This is a genomic window from Bacillus sp. DU-106 (assembly GCF_004799705.1).
GTDB lineage: Bacteria > Bacillota > Bacilli > Bacillales > Bacillaceae_G > Bacillus_A > Bacillus_A cereus.
The window spans coordinates 4,549,619-4,567,542 of the sequence record NZ_CP026607.1 but is presented as its reverse complement, the minus strand read 5'-3'; the positions used below and the strand labels follow the sequence as shown (position 1 = coordinate 4,567,542).

The following is a 17,924-nucleotide window of genomic DNA, read 5'->3' as shown; positions in this document are numbered from 1 at the left end:
GAAAATACGCTTTCAAAAGTCTGATTTTTTCGGAAAGATGTAATGATTAGAATATTTTAATTTGACTAACGGTTTGAACTGAGGGGTTATTCCCTCAGTTTCATACATATGAAATTTCAAACATGGGGGTTATCACATTGACGACAGGTGAAAAAATTACTGTAACTAATGGTGTTATGAATGTACCAAACAATCCGATTATTCCATTTATCGAGGGAGATGGAATTGGTCCTGATATTTGGGCAGCTGCATCTCGCGTACTAGAAGCAGCAGTTGAAAAAGCTTATGATGGTGAGAAGAAAATCGTTTGGAAAGAAGTGCTTGCAGGGGAAAAAGCATTCAACCAAACAGGCGAGTGGTTACCAGAAGAAACTTTAAACTTAATTCGTGAATATTTAATCGCGATTAAAGGTCCACTTACAACTCCAGTTGGCGGTGGTATTCGTTCTCTAAACGTAGCACTTCGTCAAGAATTAGATTTATATGTATGTCTACGTCCAGTTCGTTATTTTGAAGGTGTTCCTTCACCTGTAAAACGTCCGGAAGATACTGATATGGTTATTTTCCGTGAAAATACAGAAGACATTTATGCTGGAATTGAATATGCGCAAGGATCTCCAGAAGCAGAAAAAGTTCTTGCTTTCTTAAAAGAAGCAATGGGTGTTAATAAAATCCGCTTCCCAGAAACATCTGGTATTGGTATTAAGCCAATTTCAGAAGAAGGGACAAAGCGTCTTGTTCGTGCTGCAATTCAATATGCAATTAACGAAAAACGCTCTTCTGTTACATTAGTTCATAAAGGAAACATTATGAAATTTACAGAAGGTGCTTTCAAAAACTGGGGTTACGAAGTAGCGGAACAAGAATTCGGCGACAAAGTATTTACTTGGGCTGAATACGATCGTATCGTTGAAAAAGATGGTAAAGATGCAGCGAATAAAGCGATGGCAGACGCTGAAGTGGCTGGAAAAATCATCGTAAAAGATTCTATTGCAGACATCTTCTTACAACAAATTTTAACTCGTCCACGTGAGTTCGATGTTGTTGCAACAATGAACTTAAATGGTGACTATATCTCTGATGCACTTGCTGCACAAGTAGGTGGAATTGGTATTGCACCTGGTGCAAACATTAACTATGTGACTGGACATGCTATCTTTGAAGCTACACACGGTACAGCTCCAAAATATGCAGGTTTAGATAAAGTAAACCCATCTTCTGTTCTTCTTTCAGGTGTATTATTATTAGAACACTTAGGATGGAACGAAGCTGCGAAATTAGTAACTGCTTCTGTTGAGAAAACAATTGCTTCAAAAGTAGTAACTTATGATTTCGCACGCTTAATGGAAGGTGCAACAGAAGTGAAATGTTCTGAGTTCGCTAATGAACTTATTAAAAACATGGATGTAGCGATAATCAAAAACGCATAATTAAAGCGGGGGGTAAATTATGACAATCAAACGCAAGAAGGTTTCAGTCATCGGTGCAGGATTTACAGGAGCAACAACGGCATTCTTATTAGCACAAAAAGAACTTGCAGATGTTGTATTAGTGGACATTCCACAACTGGAAAATCCAACAAAAGGGAAAGCGTTAGATATGTTAGAAGCGAGCCCAGTACAAGGTTTTGATGCTAACATTATTGGAACATCTGATTACGCAGATACTGCTGATTCTGACGTTGTCGTTATTACAGCAGGTATTGCACGTAAGCCTGGTATGAGCCGTGATGACTTAGTAGCAACAAACTCTAAAATTATGAAAAGTATTACGCGCGACATTGCAAAACATTCACCAAATGCAATTATTGTTGTGTTAACAAATCCAGTTGATGCAATGACATATTCTGTATTTAAAGAAGCAGGATTCCCGAAAGAGCGTGTAATCGGCCAATCGGGTGTATTAGATACAGCTCGTTTCCGTACATTCATCGCACAAGAATTAAATCTTTCTGTAAAAGACATTACAGGATTTGTTCTTGGCGGACACGGTGACGACATGGTACCTCTTGTGCGTTATTCTTATGCAGGCGGTATTCCGTTAGAAACGTTAATTCCGAAAGAGCGTTTAGAAGCAATCGTAGAACGTACACGTAAAGGTGGCGGTGAGATTGTAGGCTTATTAGGAAACGGTAGTGCATATTACGCACCAGCAGCTTCTTTAGTTGAAATGACAGAAGCAATCTTAAAAGATCAACGCCGTATATTACCAGCTATTGCGTACCTTGAAGGTGAGTATGGTTATAGTGACCTTTACTTAGGGGTACCAGTAATTCTAGGTGGTAACGGAATTGAAAAAATTATTGAATTAGAACTTCTTGCAGATGAAAAAGAAGCGTTAGATCGCTCTGTAGAATCTGTACGTAATGTAATGAAAGTTCTTGTTTAATAATTGAATAGTAGTGAAAAAGATTCGGGATTCCGAATCTTTTTCTACTATTTACCGAATTGTTTTTTTGAAATAATATGAAAACGCTATCATTTGTAATATCCTATAATGAAACTGTAGATTTATACTATACATTGCCCTCATCATAGTAAATTTCGGATAAGGTATCGCTTTTAGTAGGATAATAAGGTGAAAAAATCGGAGGGGGTTGTAACATGTTAAAGAAAAAAGTTCAAATTGGTCGTAAAATGGATGAAATTACAGTAGGAGAGAAATTATCTATCACTGAAAAAATTGAGGATAAAGATTTGTTATTGTACTTAGGGTTAACGAATGATGCCAATCCATTATATATTCAGCATGATTACGCATCCCAAACTCCGTATGAAAAGCCGATTGTACCAAGCATTATGCTAACGGGAATGATTACAACGGCGGTTACGAAATATTTACCGGGTCCAGGAAGTCATATTACGAGAAAGGACCTTACATTCGTGAAACATGTTCACCATTATGAAACGTTACAAATCCACTTTGAAGTTGTGGCTGTTTCTGAGGAGGAACATACAATTGATATGCTTGTATCTGCTCATGATGAAAAAGGAGAAACTGTTGTGAAAGGTTCATTAACAGTAACGCCACCTTTTAAATCAGTCTCTATTATGGAAAAAGCATTAGATAATTTTTAAAAGATGAAAATATGAATAGCGCTAGCATACCTTTAATAAGGATGCTAGCGCTATTTTTAGTTGAAGAACCCTTCTTTGAACCCTTCAGCAAATTCTGAGCACCCCGTTTTAATCGTATCCCAGCTCGGAGCGTTAAAAGCAAGGATACATGTGACTGCTAAAGATAGAATAGATAGTATTAGTCGCATAATAGACCTCTTTATATTATTGATTTATATATTAAGATTAATAATATAATTATCGGTAATTGAAGTCAATTAAAGGAGTGGTTTTTTAGGTGAGGTGGAAAAGAGAAGACGTGATCTTTGAAACGGTAAGAGAAGCTGAAGTGTGGGCAGACGGGGTTGTGAATGAAATGTACGGGAGAGTATTTGATGGATATGAAACACCAGATTATAAAATAGCGTATGCTCTTTCGTTTTTCCTAGCACAAAATCAAGATTTTATAGTTCATACGGAAGTGAGCTTTAAAGAAGAGAGAGCAATCTATAAAGTTTGGCAAAATCCTGTGTAGTTGCAGGTGAATCGTAATTACTTCTATTTTCTCAATTCTACACAAACGATCTCCATGAATAGACAATTATATTGAGAGGGACCTTGTTTTCTAGTATGATGAGAATAACGGGGAAAATACTAGGATGAAGAAGGTTTCAAGTCTATAACTTGGAGGAAAAGAATGAACAATCGTATTTTAGTAGTTGATGATGAGGAATTTATCTTAACTTTAATCGAATTTAATTTACAACAAGCTGGGTTTGAAGTTATAACAGCGATGGATGGAGAAATGGCGCTTCAAAAAGCGACAACAGAACGCCCAGATTTAATTATATTAGATTTAATGCTTCCGAAAATGGATGGTATGGAAGTGTGTAAAGAATTACGATTGCAGCGCGTTATGACGCCGATTTTAATGTTAACGGCAAAAGATGATGAGTTTGATAAGGTGCTAGGCCTTGAACTTGGGGCGGATGATTATATGACAAAGCCATTTAGTCCAAGAGAAGTTGTTGCTCGTGTGAAGGCGATTTTGCGTCGTACGAAATTACAACAAGAAGAACAAGTTGCAGAAGCGCCAGATGAAGATAGCATCACAATTGCAGAACTTAAAATTTTACCGGAATTTTATGAGGCTTATTTCCAAGGAAGAAAGCTTGAATTAACACCAAAAGAATTTGAACTACTTGTGTATCTTGCGAAAAATAAAAGTCGCGTGTTGACACGTGATCAATTACTAAGTGCTGTATGGAATTACGATTTTGCTGGTGATACACGAATTGTTGATGTTCATATTAGCCATTTGCGCGATAAAATTGAACAAAATACGAAAAAACCGACGTACATTAAAACGATACGTGGTTTAGGATATAAATTAGAGGAGCCAAAAGGGAATGAATAAATTTCGTTCCAGGCTTCTTTTTACATTTGTTTCTCTTATTGTATTTATTTTAGTTGGACTAGGTTTATTACTAGAAACTGTGTTTGAAAACTACTATATAGATCATGCTAAAGAGAGAATGGTAAAAGAGACAGAGTATGTTGCGACGTTAGCAGAAGAGCAAGGTTTTGATAATGTCTTAAAAAACCCATACATATTTGAAAAGTTAGAAGAAAAAATACCAGCTTCTATCGTATTTTTGGATGAAAAAAAGAAAGTTCAATATAGAAAAGGACAAGAATTGGCATTTAGTCCAGAGACGATTAAAGAACTTTCTTCGGAAGTGGCAAAACAACGAAGTAAAGTGATTACGAAAGAAACGGATCGAAAGAATGAATTTTATCATGCGGTGTTCGTTCAAGATGTAGAAGGAAAACAAGGATACATTTTGGTGAAAAGTATAATTGATCCTTTAAGAGACGTACATCAAAAAACGTGGGGATTATTAATTATCGGATTTGTCATTGCTTGTCTCGTAGTTGTATTTTTAGGTATGAAAATTACAGGGCAATATATTAGGCCAATTGAATCGGTTACGAAAGTTGCAATTGAATTGGCAAAGGGCAATTATAAAGCACGTGCATACGAAAGTCATTCGGATGAAACTGGAATGCTGAGTAAAGCGATTAATATTTTAGCTCGAAATTTACAAGAGATGACACTTGAACAAGAAATGCAGCAAGATCGTCTGCATACGTTAATTGAAAATATGGGAAGCGGAATGATTTTAATTGATAGCCGAGGATATATAAACCTTGTAAACCGCTCTTATAAGGAAACTTTCCACGTAACAGATGAAGAATATTTAGATCGCTTATATTATGAATCGTTTCATCATACAGAAATTATTGAGCTTGTAGAAGAAATCTTTATGACAGAAGTGAAAGTGCGTAAACAAATGTTATTGCCACTTGGAATTGAACGGAAGCATTTCGAAGTATATGGAGCGCCGATTATCGGGACAAACCATGAATGGAAAGGGATTGTTCTCGTATTCCATGACATAACAGAGTTAAAGAAATTAGAACAAATGAGAAAAGACTTTTTAGCGAATGTTTCTCATGAATTAAAGACACCGATTACTTCTATTAAAGGTTTTTCAGAAACACTCTTAGACGGAGCGATGGATAATAAAAAATTCTGCGAACATTTCTTGCACATTATTTTAAAAGAAAGTGAGCGCATGCAAGGATTAATTGAAGATTTATTAGATTTGTCGAAGATCGAACAACAAGGATTTAAATTAAATATGGGAACCGTTGATATGAAGGGGCTGCTTGAAGATATTCATATGGTACTTGATAATAAAGCAGGAGAAAAAGAAATCTCTTTACAAGTTAATGTATTAAAACGTGCCTCTGTTATTGGAGATCCAAGTCGTTTGAAACAAATCTTTATTAATTTAATTAATAACGCAATCGTATATACACCGGCTGGAGGCGTTGTTTCAGTAGAGTTAGCGGAAGATAAATATAATGCTTATATAAAAGTATCGGATACTGGAATTGGTATTAGTAAAGAGGAAATTCCGCGTATTTTTGAACGTTTCTACCGGGTGGATAAAGCAAGAAGTAGAAATACTGGTGGTACCGGCCTTGGATTGTCGATCGTAAAGCATTTAGTTGAGGCGCATCAAGGTACGATTACAGTAGATAGTGAAGTTGGAGAAGGGACAACGTTTACAGTTGTTTTACCGAAATCAGCAACTGAAAAATAGGATGAAGGATGTTTACAATATATTAACAATGGCTTAATTAAATATTAATAAAGCTCTGTTAATATAATACATGAAAACCCCTTCATCCAAGGAGTAATTTTGGACGAGAATAGTTAAGCTGTTCTCGTCACTTCCCTTTATGCCAATATAAGTCTGTTTTATATATGAAAGAAAATAGCCGTTATTTTTCTTCTCTCTATTAGTCATGTTAATATAGAGAGAGGAAAGGAACGGTTTTTTTCTGTGAAAAAAATCATTTCAAATTTGTATGGGGAGGTTTCAATTTTGGAAAAAAAGGTCGTATTAGTAGATGGTAATAATATCGCGTATCGTGCTTTCTTTGCACTACCGCTTTTAAATAACGACAAAGGTATACATACGAACGCAATTTACGGTTTTACAATGATGTTAATGAGAATATTAGAGGAAGAAAAGCCAACTCATATGTTAGTGGCGTTTGATGCAGGCAAAACAACGTTCCGTCATAAAACGTATAGTGAGTATAAAGGAGGACGTCAAAAGACTCCACCTGAATTATCAGAGCAGTTCCCGTTTATTCGTGAGATGCTGGATGCGTTCAATGTACCGCGTTATGAATTAGAAAATTATGAAGCGGATGACATCATGGGAACGTTAGCGAAAGAAGCGAGTGAGCAAGGGGCGAGTGTAAAAGTTATTTCAGGAGATAAAGATTTACTTCAACTTGTTTCTGATAACACGCTTGTATGTATTCCGCGAAAAGGGATTACAGAAGTGGATGAATATACGAAAGAAGCTTTATTTGAAAAATACAGCTTATCACCAAAGCAAATTATCGATATGAAAGGTTTAATGGGAGACCAGTCAGATAATATACCGGGTGTACCAGGAGTTGGTGAAAAAACGGCAATTAAATTGTTAACACAGTTTGGAACGGTTGAAGCGGTGTATGAAAATATAGATCAAGTAAGTGGGAAGAAATTAAAAGAAAAACTGGAAGAAAATAAAGAACAAGCTCTTATGAGTAAGGATCTTGCAACTATTATTACAGATGCGCCGATTACAGTTCATGTGGATGATATGGCGTATAAAGGATATGAAGCAAGTGATGTCATTCCAATGTTCGAGAGTTTAGGATTTACATCTCTTTTAAATAAATTAGGCGTTACGCCAGAAGAAACAGCTCCAGCTGAATTAGATGATATTACATTTGATATTGTGGAAGAAGTTACAGAAGAAATGCTTCAGCAAGATAGTGCGCTTATCGTTGAAGTACAAGAAGATAACTATCATAAAGCAGACATTCAAGGTTTCGGTATTCAAAATGAAAATGGATGTTACTTTATTCAGACAGACATTGCTCTCAAGTCAGATGCTTTTAAAGAGTGGCTTGCAGATGGAGAGATGAGAAAGCATACATTTGATGCGAAGCGTGCAATCGTTGCACTGAAATGGAATGGGATAGATATGCAAGGGATTGACTTTGATCTATTAATCGCTGCTTATTTACTTGACCCGGCTGATACAGATAAAGATTTCCGTACTGTAGCGAAAATGAAAGAAACGCATGCTGTGAAATCAGATGAAGAAGTTTACGGAAAAGGTGCGAAACGTGCTGTTCCAGAGTTAAAGGTAGTCGCGGAGCATGTGGCTCGTAAAGTGCATGTATTATATGATGTAAAGCAAACATTCGTTGAAGAGTTAAAGAAGAATGAGCAATATGAACTGTTTACAGAGTTAGAATTGCCGCTTGCACGTGTATTAGCTGATATGGAAGTAAAGGGTGTAAAAGTTGATACAGAGCGTCTTCGTAATATGGGAGAAGAACTTGCGGGTAGATTAAAGGAAATGGAACAGGAAATCTATAAGCTTGCGGGAACAGAGTTTAATATTAATTCACCGAAGCAGCTTGGTGTTATTCTGTTTGAGAACTTAAACTTACCGGTTATTAAAAAGACGAAAACAGGTTATTCTACGTCAGCTGATGTACTAGATAAGCTTATGAATCACCATGAAATTATTCCAAATATTTTACATTATCGTCAATTAGGGAAACTAAATTCAACTTACATTGAAGGTTTACTGAAAGTTGTACATGAAGATTCATCTAAAATTCATACTCGCTTTAATCAAGTGTTAACGCAAACAGGTCGATTAAGTTCAACGGATCCGAACTTGCAAAATATCCCGATTCGATTAGAAGAAGGAAGAAAGATTCGTCAGGCATTTGTTCCATCAGAAGAAGGATGGATTATGTATGCGGCTGATTATTCACAAATCGAACTGCGTGTATTAGCTCATATTGCAAATGATAAAGGGCTAGTTGAAGCGTTCCAACATGACATGGATATTCATACGAAAACAGCTATGGATGTATTTGGCGTTGAAAAAGATGAAGTAACTTCAAATATGAGACGACAAGCGAAAGCTGTTAACTTCGGAATTGTGTATGGTATTAGTGATTATGGTCTTTCACAAAACTTAGGAATTACAAGAAAAGCAGCAGCGGAATTTATTGAAAAGTATTTAGAAAGTTTCCCTGGTGTACAAGAATACATGGAGGACATCGTAAAAGATGCGAAACAAAAAGGATATGTAGCTACATTATTAAATCGTCGCCGTTATATTCCAGAAATTACGAGTCGTAATTTTAACTTGCGTAGCTTCGCTGAGCGTACAGCGATGAATACACCAATTCAAGGTACTGCAGCAGATATTATTAAAAAAGCGATGATTATTATGGCAGATCGTTTAGAAGAAGAAGGATTACAAGCGCGTCTTCTTCTGCAAGTACACGATGAATTAATATTTGAAGCACCAAAAGAAGAAATCGAAAAATTAGAGCAGCTTGTACCTGAAGTAATGGAACATGCGATTGAACTTGCAGTTCCGCTGAAAGTTGATTATTCTTACGGTCCAACTTGGTACGACGCAAAATAAGGAAGTGATGAAATGCCTGAATTACCAGAGGTTGAAAACGTCAGACGGACACTTGAAAATCTTGTAACAGGAAAAACGATTGAAGATGTTATTGTTACTTATCCAAAAATAGTGAAACGACCGGATGATGCAGAAATCTTTAAAGAAATGCTAAAAGGCGAGAAGATTGAAAATATAAAGCGAAGAGGAAAGTTTTTGCTTTTATATGTAACGAATTATGTCATTGTTTCACATTTGCGTATGGAAGGTAAGTTTTTATTACATCAAGAGGATGAGCCGATTGATAAACATACGCACGTCCGTTTCTTATTTACAGATGGAACGGAATTACATTATAAAGATGTGAGAAAGTTTGGTACGATGCATCTCTTTAAGAAAGGTGAAGAAATGAACCAAATGCCTCTTGCTGACTTAGGTCCGGAGCCATTTGATGCTGAAATGACACCGCAGTATTTGCAAGAAAGATTACAAAAGACAAATCGTAAAATAAAAGTTGTGCTACTGGACCAGCGTCTTTTAGTAGGGCTTGGAAATATATATGTAGATGAAGTTTTATTCCGTTCTCAAATCCATCCAGAACGAGAAGCTTCGTCTTTAACAGTAGAAGAAATTGAGCGAATTTATGAGGCTACCGTTACAACGCTAGGCGAAGCAGTAAAGCGTGGCGGAAGTACAATTCGGACGTATATCAACTCACAAGGGCAAATTGGTTCGTTCCAAGAACTCCTAAATGTATATGGGAAAAAAGGAGAGCCGTGCGTAACTTGTGGCACGATATTAGAAAAAACAGTTGTTGGCGGGCGAGGAACGCATTACTGCCCAATTTGTCAGCCTAGAATATAGAAAAGAGATAACATCGGATAGGCATTTGTCATATACATACAGCAGAGCTATGTATAAGGGAGGAGCTTACCGATGTACCTTTATTTATCTCTTATTTTATTAGCTTTTACATTAAGCTTAGATAGCTGTAGTGTAGGGCTAACATATGGTTTAAGAAGCGTAAGAATTCCACTAAGATCAATTATAATTATCGGAATGTGTTCAGCGGCTGTTATGCTTGTTTCAATGGGAATTGGACATATGATCGCGAAAGTATTTTCACCTGTTATCGCAACGCGTATCGGTGGGCTTGTTCTTATTGGAATAGGGATTTGGGTATTATATCAATTTTTTCGAAGTGAGAGAAAAGAAGAACCGAAGCAAGAGGAGAAGGTCTGGAAATTAGAGATTGCCTCGCTAGGCCTAGTGATTCAAATTTTACGGAAACCGACTGTTGCAGATTTTGATAAATCAGGCACCATTTCTGCAGGAGAAGCATTACTTCTTGGTATAGCTCTTTCTGTAGATTCATTTGGTGCCGGAATTGGTGCATCTTTATTAGGGTATGCACCCGCTATGATGGCGATATTAGTTGCAGTTATGAGTTCTTTGTTTTTATTTATTGGAATGAAACTTGGAACGGTTTTATCAAATATGAAGTGGTTACAAAAATTTACATTCCTGCCTGGAGTATTACTCATCATTATTGGAATTTGGAAAATGTAAGTATGGGCGTGGAACATTAGTTTCGCGCCTTTTATTATGAGGAGGATTATTATGACAGTAGTAATTGGATTAACGGGAGGCATTGCAAGCGGAAAAAGTACAGTGTCTCAAATGTTTCGTGAACTGAGCATACCAGTTATTGATGCAGATATTATCGCAAGAGAAGTTGTAGAGCGAGGAAAACCAGCATATAACAAAATAGTAGAAGTATTTGGAACGGAAGTGTTACAAGAGGATGGAGAACTAGATCGTCCAAAACTAGGAAGTGTCGTTTTCTATAATGAAGAAAAACGATTGCAGTTAAATAAAATTGTTCATCCTGCAGTGCGTGAGGAAATGAATAGGCAAAAGGAAATGTACATAAAAGAAGGTATGCAAGCGGTTGTGTTAGATATTCCTCTCTTATTTGAAAGCAAATTAACAAGTCTCGTTGACCGCATTTTAGTTGTAGCGGTTAAGCCGCATACGCAATTAGAACGTTTAATGAAACGAAATAACTTTTTAGAAGAAGAAGCAACAGCTCGTATTCAATCTCAAATGCCGTTAGAAGAAAAAGTGAAAAATGCAGATGAAGTGATAAATAATGATGGCACAATTATGGGAACGAAAACACAATTGCAGGTAATTTTAAAAAAGTGGAACATTATTGACTAAAAAATTGTGAAATTAATGAAAATGCTTAGTGACATATCCCCTTTTTGTGTTATACTATTATTGGGATTGGAGATAAATAGTATAACGCATTCAAGGGGGATAACATATTATGACTCGTGTGGCAATTAATGGATTTGGACGTATTGGGAGAATGGTATTTCGTCAAGCAATAAAAGAAAGCGCATTCGAAATTGTAGCAATCAATGCAAGCTATCCATCTGAAACGTTAGCACACTTAATTAAATATGATACAGTTCATGGCAAGTTTGACGGAACAGTAGAAGCATTTGAAGATCACTTATTAGTTGATGGAAAAATGATTCGCCTTTTAAACAACCGCGATCCAAAGGAATTGCCTTGGACAGATTTAGGTGTTGAAGTTGTAATTGAAGCAACTGGTAAATTTAATTCGAAAGAAAAAGCAATTCTTCACGTTGAAGCTGGAGCGAAAAAAGTTATTTTAACAGCGCCTGGTAAAAATGAAGATGTAACAATTGTAGTTGGTGTGAACGAAGACCAATTAGATATTACAAAACATACTGTTATTTCAAATGCATCTTGTACAACAAATTGTTTAGCGCCTGTTGTGAAGGTGTTAGATGAGCAGTTTGGAATTGAAAACGGTTTAATGACGACAGTTCACGCTTATACAAATGACCAAAAAAATATTGATAACCCACATAAAGATTTAAGAAGAGCACGTGCTTGCGGACAATCAATCATTCCGACAACGACAGGTGCTGCGAAAGCGCTAGCAAAAGTTCTTCCACATTTAAACGGAAAACTTCATGGTATGGCACTTCGTGTACCAACACCAAACGTGTCTCTTGTTGATTTAGTAGTAGATGTAAAACGCGATGTGACAGTTGAAGCTATTAACGATGCATTCAAAACTGTTGCAAACGGTGCGTTAAAAGGTATTGTAGAATTCAGCGAAGAGCCTTTAGTATCTATCGACTTTAATACAAATACACACTCAGCTATTATCGATGGTTTATCTACAATGGTAATGGGTGATCGTAAAGTGAAAGTACTTGCTTGGTATGATAACGAGTGGGGCTACTCTCGTCGTGTTGTAGATCTTGTAACGTTAGTTGTTCAAGAGTTAGCGAAACAAGAAAATGTGCAACACATTTAAGTGAATAAGGGAGGAGAGGGCAAGGCAATATTTGCCCTCTTTTTTTAATTTTTTCTGAAAAGGAAAAAAATTATATAAGTATATTTTAAAAAGTGGACATACCACGAAACGTTGTGATTACTGCATTTGTGAATCGTTTATTTTTTTTAGGGAAAAGTAAAGAGGAAAATATGACAGAAAATCGAAAAAACTGTTGTTGCAAAATGAAAATAAACAAAGTATACTAACACTCGTAAACTTAAGAGCTGAGGTACGTAGTCACTACTTAAAGGGTTAGGACCTCTCTGGACTAACTTTCCCCCGTGGTAGTGGAGCAAGCCAAATTGCAAATTAGTTTTCAATTCGAACAGTTAGAATAAATTTACAAGGGGGAACTGTAGAATGGATACTATGGATACGATGGGTCGTCACGTGATCGCTGAACTTTGGGATTGCGATTTCGACAAGCTTAATGACATGCCGTATATTGAACAATTATTTGTGGATGCAGCACTAAGAGCTGGTGCTGAAGTGCGTGAGGTTGCTTTCCATAAATTTGCACCACAAGGTGTAAGTGGAGTAGTAATTATCTCAGAATCACATTTAACAATTCATAGCTTTCCGGAGCACGGTTACGCAAGTATTGATGTTTATACTTGTGGGGATCGTATTGATCCAAATGTTGCTGCAGAATATATTGCAGAAGGTTTAAACGCGAAAACGCGTGAGAGCATCGAGCTTCCTCGAGGCACTGGTAGCTTCGAAATTAAGCAGAGAGAAACAAAAGCTCTTTAAAAAAGAACATAATTGATTTAAAATGTAAAGAGGTGTATAATGCACCTCTTTTTTAGTTTATAAAAAAGGGAAAATATAACGTACTCGTTAGTTGAATAAATTGGACTCTTGCAAATGAGGTAGTGCCCTATATACCATCTTATTTTTAAGGATGAGATGATAAAGTGATGCGCTGGAACTTAAAGTGGTAAGAGAGTTAGAATGAGTTATATAATATTGTATATATATTTTAGGTGAAGTGAGTAGAGAAAAATAAAGAGTATAATGTAAAGGAGTGAATGAATTGCGTTGTCCATCCTGTTCTCATAATGGTACAAGAGTGTTAGATTCGCGTCCGGTAGACGAGGGGCGCTCTATTCGAAGAAGGAGAGAGTGTGAAAGCTGCTTAAGTCGCTTTACGACCTTTGAAAGGGTAGAAGAGTCACCTCTTATCGTTGTAAAAAAAGAAGGCACACGAGAAGAGTTTAATAAAGAAAAGATTTTACGCGGTTTAATTAAAGCGTGTGAAAAAAGACCAGTATCTTTAAGACAATTAGAAGAAGTAACACAAAGCGTGGAACGTGAACTGCGTAATTTAGGTATATCAGAAGTGAAAAGTGATATGATTGGTGAAATTGTTATGGAAGAACTTCGCGATATTGATGATGTTGCTTACGTACGTTTTGCTTCTGTATATCGTCAATTTAAAGATTTAAATGTATTTATTGAAGAATTAAAAGATATACTGCAAAAAGAAAGAGAGTAGAAGTTGTATTTTATTCTCTTTACATACCGTAAGTAATAGGATAAGAGAGCTAGAAGCGCAAGCTAATAGCTCTTTTTCACTAAGAATTTATATAATGAAGATAGAACGAATGAAGTAGAGGATAGATTGGATGAGAGAAAGGAAAAGCAAGAATGGAAAAACAGTCATGGATGGAGCTATTGCCGATTGATCGTTATAAAGTAAGTGCGAAAGGACTACTGCACAATTACGACCGGAAAGTGTTAACGATGTTGTATCAGCCGTTAATAGGTAGTAGAGCTTTTAGCTTATACATGACACTATGGGGAGAGCTTGAGCAAGATCGTGTATTTGGAAAAGAGAATACGCATCATTCCCTTATGGTGACTATGCAAATGCAACTTCCTGAAGTATATGAGGAACGAGTAAAGTTAGAGGCAATTGGGCTTTTGAAGGTATATATTAAGAAAGAAAAAGATATTCGAATGTTCATATATGAGTTGCAACCACCTTTATCTCCGAAGCAGTTTTTTGATGATATTGTTTTAAGTATTTTTTTATACAATCGATTGAGCAGGACAAAATATAATCAAGTAAAGCAATATTTCTTAGAAGAAGAATTTGATTTTGCTTCTTATGAAAATGTTACGCGTTCTTTCAATGATGTGTTTGGTTCGTTTAATCCAGGACAGCTTGAGCATGCGCAAGAAGACCTTCGTATTCCGAAAACGACAACTATGCCAAGTAACGAGAAGGGAGATGCTCCGAAAGTTTGGAATGATTTCTTTGATTTCTCTTTATTTGTAGATGGATTGTCCGCTCTTGTTCCTAAAAAGGCGATTACAGATCAAGTGAGAGACTGCGTTATAACACTTGCTTACGTGTATGGTGTAGATGTGTTATCGATGCAAAATATCGTTCTTGGTGCAGTGACAGAGATGCAAACAATTGATATGGAAAGGCTTAGAAAAGGAGCGCGCGATTGGTATCAATTTGAAAATGGTCAAGCATTACCGGTATTAAGTGAAAGAGTACAGCCTCATGCTGCACGTACGATGAAAGAGAAAGAGCCTTCATCGCAAGAGGAGATGCTAATAAAGCAGCTAGAGGAAATCTCACCAAAACAACTATTGAAAGAGATTTCTGGTGGTGCAGAGGCAACGAAAGCGGACTTGCAGATCGTTGAAGATGTCATGATTAATCAAAAATTGACACCAGGAGTTGTGAATGTACTTATTTATTATGTTATGCTACGCTCAGATATGAAACTTGCGAAAACGTATGTCGAGAAGATTGCTGGGCATTGGGCACGTAAAAAGGTCGGTACAGTAGCGGACGCGATGGCGTTAGCGAAAGAAGAGAACCGTCAATATCAAGAGTGGGCTGAGACGAAGAAAAAAGGCCGTACGGCGAAGAAAACGGTGCGGAAAGAAATGGTGCCAGATTGGCTTAAGGAAGAAGAGCCGAAAGAACAAGAGAAAGAAACAGTGAAGAAAGATGTAAGTGTAGAAAAAGATGCAAGTACGCTAGAAGATGAACGAAAACGACTAGAAGAAGTGTTAAAAAAATATAAGCGTGATTAATAGAAGAGAATGAACGCTCTTTGAGGTGAGAAAATGGAGCATATTCAAAATTCATTTGCAAAATTAATGGAAAATGAAAACTTTAAAAATAGATATGAAGTATTAAAGGCAGAAGTAATGGCGCATCCGCGTGTGAAAGAATTTATAGATGAACATAAGGGTGAAGTAACGACTTCTATGATTGAGCGCAGTCTTGTGAAGTTATATGAATATATTGGACAAAGTGTAGGTTGCGTGGATTGTCCGGATTTAGGCTCATGTAAAAATATGCTACAAGGGTACGAGCCAAAGCTTGTTATTCAAGGGAAGATGATTGATATTCAATACGATCGCTGCGTTAGAAAAGTAGCGCATGACGAGAGAAAGAAATATGAAAAACTTGTTCAAAGTGTATATATGCCAACGGATATTTTACAGGCAACTATGGAAAACTTAGATCCTTCTGATTTAAATGCACGTATCGATGCGATTGGTGCAGCGAATGAATTTTTAAGTACATATGAACCAGGTAAAAAAGCACAAGGTTTATATTTGTACGGTAAATTTGGTGTAGGAAAAACGTATTTGTTAGGAGCAATAGCGAACGAGCTTGCTCGAAAGAAAATAAGTTCGATGCTCGTATACTTCCCGGAATTTTTACGTGAAATTAAAAGTTCAATTCAAGATAATTCGATTGGTGAGAAGATTGATGCGGTTAAACGCGTACAAGTTTTAATGTTAGATGATATCGGGGCAGAAGCGATGTCAAGCTTTGTCCGTGACGATGTACTCGGTGCAATCTTACAATTCCGTATGTTAGAAAACTTACCGACGTTCTTTACGTCTAATTTTGATTTTAAACAACTGGAACACCATTTAACGTATACGCAGCGTGGTGAGGCTGAAGAAATGAAAGCAGCACGTATTATGGAAAGAATTAAATATTTAGCGAAACCAATTCCAATTGGTGGGAAAAACCGTCGTCATAAGTAAAAGAGTAAGCTTCTCAGCTTGCTCTTTTTTTGTATTATAGTGATATTTTCTTTTCGAATATGAGATCGAAATATTCAGGTTGTCCAGAACTGCCAAACGTAGGGGCAACAATCTGTACGAACCTCCAGCCATCTCTAGCATGTTCTTGAATAATTTCTTGGTAGTCTTCAGCTGGTTTTGAGCGAGTGAACCCCCAATGTAATTCGACTTTTACGAATTTATATTCAAACATTCAGATACCCCCTTTTATTGATAAGTAAAGTATACAATAAAAATTCATAGTAGCTTGTATCATTTTTTTCTCCCTCCCTTAATATATATAAAATTAGCAAGCCATATTGAGTGGATTTTCTAACGATAGGAAATGTGATTCTACTAAGAGTGAAATTCACGCGGGACGGACTCTTATAGGATTTGTAACGTATAGATACAGTCCTTTAGAGCGGGGATAAAAGGGGGGACAAAAGTGATTGAAATTTGCTTCGAAGAAAAAAATGATGCTATGCACGTATATAGACAATTGCTGAAAAGAGCGGAAGTGTTATATAAGGAAACGAGTGTGTATTTACAGGAACAAAAAGTGGTGATTCACATACCAGTACGTGAATCGAATTATATTGAAAAAATCTTATTGCCAGTGATGGTGTATTTCATTGTGAATGTGAAACAAAATGAGTGGATTTATACGATTTTAAAAGAAAAGTTTTTTTATGAAGAACAAGAAGAGTGTCATCAAATATTGCACATGGCACATGAGATTTTAAAGGGAAGAAGAAAAGGTGTAGCTCAGGATTTAACGCGTAACGCATTTGAGTCATATATTAAGTCTTCTTTAAATAATTGGCTTTGTGATCCGCTCTCATTCTCGTTTTCATCATATATCCGTTTTCGTCTTCGTACATATAGGGAAATGGTGGCTAAACTTGCGGAAGTGGCAATTGATGAATATAAGATGGAGCAAGAATACCAAATGTTCATTGAGACGCTTCGGCAACAAGTAAGTAGCCGTAAATCACGTTTGTCTTGCGTGCATCTTATTTTTGATGAAAGCTTTATCTTTTATGATGATAAAGGTAGACGTTTAAAACAGGAGAAGTTGGTCCAATATATAGATGAGGAATTATTAAAGCAAAATGATGTATATATTGATACGAAAGTAATTGCGCCGCTTCTTTCTATTTCGCCTAAAAAGATTTATTTATATACGAAAGAACAAGACCATAATATGATTATTACTTTGCGAAATGTGTTCCAAGAACGGGTCCAATTACATGGATTACATGATTTTGAGCGCAATGTGAAAAATTTAAAAAATAAAGGTAACGCCCTTGATTTTCTAAGTTTTTGAGCATATAATTACCTACATAAATGAAATATATTGAA

General features: G+C 36.4%; 18 protein-coding genes and 1 other annotated feature (1 of these 19 cut by a window edge). Of the genes, 16 read left to right on the top strand and 2 right to left on the bottom strand.

The annotated features are described in order from the left end of the window. The first annotated feature begins 137 nt into the window (after nt 1-137). The 3 genes from icd to C3Y97_RS23200 all read left to right on the top strand — a co-directional run bounded on the left by icd (nt 138) and on the right by C3Y97_RS23200 (nt 3,077). Nucleotides 138-1,430, top strand: a complete 1,293-nt coding sequence (gene icd, locus C3Y97_RS23210; RefSeq protein ID WP_000206898.1) for an NADP-dependent isocitrate dehydrogenase — start codon at nt 138-140, stop codon at nt 1,428-1,430. Nucleotides 1,431-1,449: 19 nt separating this feature from the next. Next, nucleotides 1,450-2,388: a malate dehydrogenase gene (mdh, locus tag C3Y97_RS23205; RefSeq protein ID WP_000153230.1), complete on the top strand. Its 939-nt coding sequence runs from the start codon at nt 1,450-1,452 to the stop codon at nt 2,386-2,388. A gap of 215 nt (nt 2,389-2,603) precedes the next feature. Then, nucleotides 2,604-3,077, top strand: a complete 474-nt coding sequence (locus tag C3Y97_RS23200; RefSeq protein ID WP_000914180.1) for a MaoC family dehydratase — start codon at nt 2,604-2,606, stop codon at nt 3,075-3,077. Nucleotides 3,078-3,133: 56 nt separating this feature from the next. Here the strand turns inward: C3Y97_RS23200 and C3Y97_RS28290 are convergent, their stop codons facing one another. After that, nucleotides 3,134-3,265: a hypothetical protein gene (locus C3Y97_RS28290; RefSeq protein WP_001237022.1), complete on the bottom strand. Its 132-nt coding sequence runs from the start codon at nt 3,263-3,265 to the stop codon at nt 3,134-3,136. Between the two features lie 89 nt (nt 3,266-3,354). Here C3Y97_RS28290 and C3Y97_RS23195 point away from each other — a divergent pair, with 89 nt between their 5' ends. The 12 genes from C3Y97_RS23195 to dnaI all read left to right on the top strand — a co-directional run bounded on the left by C3Y97_RS23195 (nt 3,355) and on the right by dnaI (nt 16,541). Then, nucleotides 3,355-3,591: a hypothetical protein gene (locus C3Y97_RS23195; RefSeq protein ID WP_071740839.1), complete on the top strand. Its 237-nt coding sequence runs from the start codon at nt 3,355-3,357 to the stop codon at nt 3,589-3,591. A 162-nt stretch (nt 3,592-3,753) separates the two neighbouring features. Further along, nucleotides 3,754-4,473, top strand: coding sequence for a two-component system response regulator PhoP (phoP, locus tag C3Y97_RS23190; RefSeq protein ID WP_001065220.1), 720 nt, complete (start codon nt 3,754-3,756; stop codon nt 4,471-4,473). Beyond that, on the top strand, nt 4,466-6,229 hold the full coding sequence (gene phoR / locus C3Y97_RS23185; protein ID WP_001032102.1) for a sensory box histidine kinase PhoR: 1,764 nt from the start codon (nt 4,466-4,468) through the stop codon (nt 6,227-6,229). The genes phoP and phoR overlap by 8 nt, the downstream gene beginning before the upstream one ends. Before the next feature lie 285 nt (nt 6,230-6,514). Then, nucleotides 6,515-9,148, top strand: a complete 2,634-nt coding sequence (gene polA, locus C3Y97_RS23180) for a DNA polymerase I (RefSeq protein WP_000412802.1) — start codon at nt 6,515-6,517, stop codon at nt 9,146-9,148. 12 nt (nt 9,149-9,160) lie between these two features. After that, complete coding sequence (gene mutM / locus C3Y97_RS23175; protein WP_001114478.1) at nt 9,161-9,991, top strand: DNA-formamidopyrimidine glycosylase; 831 nt, start codon at nt 9,161-9,163, stop codon at nt 9,989-9,991. Between the two features lie 72 nt (nt 9,992-10,063). Continuing rightward, on the top strand, nt 10,064-10,696 hold the full coding sequence (gene ytaF, locus C3Y97_RS23170; RefSeq protein ID WP_000281747.1) for a sporulation membrane protein YtaF: 633 nt from the start codon (nt 10,064-10,066) through the stop codon (nt 10,694-10,696). A gap of 51 nt (nt 10,697-10,747) precedes the next feature. Then, nucleotides 10,748-11,350 (top strand): dephospho-CoA kinase, encoded by a 603-nt coding sequence (coaE, locus tag C3Y97_RS23165; RefSeq protein WP_000219314.1) that lies wholly within the window; start codon nt 10,748-10,750, stop codon nt 11,348-11,350. 109 nt (nt 11,351-11,459) lie between these two features. Further along, on the top strand, nt 11,460-12,488 hold the full coding sequence (locus C3Y97_RS23160; RefSeq protein ID WP_000198975.1) for a glyceraldehyde-3-phosphate dehydrogenase: 1,029 nt from the start codon (nt 11,460-11,462) through the stop codon (nt 12,486-12,488). Nucleotides 12,489-12,878: 390 nt separating this feature from the next. Next, nucleotides 12,879-13,262, top strand: a complete 384-nt coding sequence (gene speD, locus C3Y97_RS23155) for an adenosylmethionine decarboxylase (protein WP_002003660.1) — start codon at nt 12,879-12,881, stop codon at nt 13,260-13,262. A 283-nt stretch (nt 13,263-13,545) separates the two neighbouring features. Beyond that, nucleotides 13,546-14,007 carry a transcriptional regulator NrdR gene (gene nrdR / locus C3Y97_RS23150; RefSeq protein WP_001203687.1) on the top strand — a complete coding sequence of 154 codons (462 nt, stop codon included), beginning with the start codon at nt 13,546-13,548 and terminating at the stop codon, nt 14,005-14,007. 152 nt (nt 14,008-14,159) lie between these two features. Beyond that, complete coding sequence (locus tag C3Y97_RS23145; protein WP_000415049.1) at nt 14,160-15,569, top strand: replication initiation and membrane attachment family protein; 1,410 nt, start codon at nt 14,160-14,162, stop codon at nt 15,567-15,569. A gap of 33 nt (nt 15,570-15,602) precedes the next feature. Continuing rightward, entirely contained in the window at nt 15,603-16,541 is a 939-nt protein-coding gene (gene dnaI, locus C3Y97_RS23140) for a primosomal protein DnaI (protein WP_000400104.1), read from the top strand. A gap of 34 nt (nt 16,542-16,575) precedes the next feature. Here dnaI and C3Y97_RS23135 read toward each other — a convergent pair whose 3' ends face one another. Further along, nucleotides 16,576-16,773, bottom strand: coding sequence for a DUF4177 domain-containing protein (locus tag C3Y97_RS23135; RefSeq protein ID WP_000464456.1), 198 nt, complete (start codon nt 16,771-16,773; stop codon nt 16,576-16,578). Nucleotides 16,774-17,007: 234 nt separating this feature from the next. Here C3Y97_RS23135 and ytxC point away from each other — a divergent pair, with 234 nt between their 5' ends. Then, nucleotides 17,008-17,889: a putative sporulation protein YtxC gene (gene ytxC, locus C3Y97_RS23130; protein WP_000569629.1), complete on the top strand. Its 882-nt coding sequence runs from the start codon at nt 17,008-17,010 to the stop codon at nt 17,887-17,889. Nucleotides 17,890-17,920: 31 nt separating this feature from the next. Next, nucleotides 17,921-17,924, top strand: a binding site (T-box leader) (it continues 225 nt past the right edge of the window).

What these genes read in the sequence shown, in the direction of transcription:
- coaE (WP_000219314.1), top strand. Translation starts at nt 10,748, where the DNA reads ATGACAGTAGTAATTGGATTAACGGGAGGCATTGCAAGCGGAAAAAGT.
- mutM (WP_001114478.1), top strand. Translation starts at nt 9,161, where the DNA reads ATGCCTGAATTACCAGAGGTTGAAAACGTCAGACGGACACTTGAAAAT.
- C3Y97_RS23135 (WP_000464456.1), bottom strand. Translation starts at nt 16,773, where the DNA reads ATGTTTGAATATAAATTCGTAAAAGTCGAATTACATTGGGGGTTCACT.
- C3Y97_RS28290 (WP_001237022.1), bottom strand. Translation starts at nt 3,265, where the DNA reads ATGCGACTAATACTATCTATTCTATCTTTAGCAGTCACATGTATCCTT.
- ytaF (WP_000281747.1), top strand. Translation starts at nt 10,064, where the DNA reads ATGTACCTTTATTTATCTCTTATTTTATTAGCTTTTACATTAAGCTTA.
- phoP (WP_001065220.1), top strand. Translation starts at nt 3,754, where the DNA reads ATGAACAATCGTATTTTAGTAGTTGATGATGAGGAATTTATCTTAACT.
- speD (WP_002003660.1), top strand. Translation starts at nt 12,879, where the DNA reads ATGGATACGATGGGTCGTCACGTGATCGCTGAACTTTGGGATTGCGAT.
- C3Y97_RS23145 (WP_000415049.1), top strand. Translation starts at nt 14,160, where the DNA reads ATGGAAAAACAGTCATGGATGGAGCTATTGCCGATTGATCGTTATAAA.
- C3Y97_RS23200 (WP_000914180.1), top strand. Translation starts at nt 2,604, where the DNA reads ATGTTAAAGAAAAAAGTTCAAATTGGTCGTAAAATGGATGAAATTACA.
- mdh (WP_000153230.1), top strand. Translation starts at nt 1,450, where the DNA reads ATGACAATCAAACGCAAGAAGGTTTCAGTCATCGGTGCAGGATTTACA.
- C3Y97_RS23160 (WP_000198975.1), top strand. Translation starts at nt 11,460, where the DNA reads ATGACTCGTGTGGCAATTAATGGATTTGGACGTATTGGGAGAATGGTA.
- dnaI (WP_000400104.1), top strand. Translation starts at nt 15,603, where the DNA reads ATGGAGCATATTCAAAATTCATTTGCAAAATTAATGGAAAATGAAAAC.
- phoR (WP_001032102.1), top strand. Translation starts at nt 4,466, where the DNA reads ATGAATAAATTTCGTTCCAGGCTTCTTTTTACATTTGTTTCTCTTATT.